1 protein-coding gene is annotated in these 305 nt (G+C 59.0%); it reads left to right on the plus strand.

All coding sequences use genetic code 11. From position 1 onward, the window contains the following. A partial coding sequence (locus E5Q11_RS17615; RefSeq protein WP_135804727.1) for a TRAP transporter large permease subunit occupies positions 1–305 on the plus strand: 305 nt, incomplete at both ends.

The following is a 305-nucleotide window of genomic DNA, read 5'->3' on the forward strand; positions in this document are numbered from 1 at the left end:
CTGATGGCAGGGCGGCTGAACCTGAAAGTGCTCAACTCCTCAATGCAGCAGACAACCCGCACAGCGACGTTCATTTTTGCCATTTTCCTGGGCGCGACGGCGTTTTCGGTGGTGCTGCGCGGGTTGGCTGGCGACCAGGTCATTGAAGAGGCGTTGCTGGGGTTGCCCTTCGGGCCCTATGGCGTGGTGCTCACCATTCTGTTTGTGGTATTCCTGCTGGGTTTCTTCCTGGACTGGGTGGAGATCACCCTGATCATCCTTCCGTTGGTAGCGCCCGTGGTCCAGACCCTCGGGTTTGACCTGGT

The sequence above is a fragment of the Marinobacter confluentis genome (genome assembly GCF_004785685.1).
GTDB classification, from domain to species: Bacteria; Pseudomonadota; Gammaproteobacteria; order Pseudomonadales; family Oleiphilaceae; genus Marinobacter; species Marinobacter confluentis.